Origin of the sequence: Gemella sp. GH3, from assembly GCF_013415425.1 — a bacterium.
GTDB lineage: Bacteria > Bacillota > Bacilli > Staphylococcales > Gemellaceae > Gemelliphila.
In genome coordinates, this window is sequence record NZ_JACBYC010000242.1 from 1 (window position 1) to 413 (window position 413).

Here is a 413-nt window from a genome sequence, read left to right on the forward strand (position 1 = left end):
GGTCATTATATGTAAGAGCATCATACGCTATTTTAGCGTCAAACGCCTCTTTTAAGAACGTTGTTGCCTCCTCAATATCTAATACTGTTAAACCAATATGATTAATTCCCTTAATATGATTCATTGAACTTCTCCCTTTCATTATTTTAAAGATGTTTACCCTAAATTTTAGATTTAAATATTTCACATCACTAATTTTGAATAAAGCTATTTATTTTCATAAATTAAAATATTCTAAAAATTGTGCTACAATTTACATATAATAATTGCATTGCAACACTTTATTAAGAGTATACATTTAATAGTAATTTATAATATTTAAATAAACGGAGGGAATGTTAGTGAAGACAGATGTGCTCTACGGCAAGTCTGAAATTAGTGTCAATGTACCTGATGATAGCACTATTATAGAA

The 413-nt window shown here is 27.4% G+C and carries 1 pseudogene; it reads right to left on the bottom strand.

The window, feature by feature from the left end:
- Positions 1-124: pseudogene (locus HZY83_RS08525) on the bottom strand (VOC family protein); the annotation flags it as partial.
- Positions 125-413: the final 289 nt, after the last annotated feature.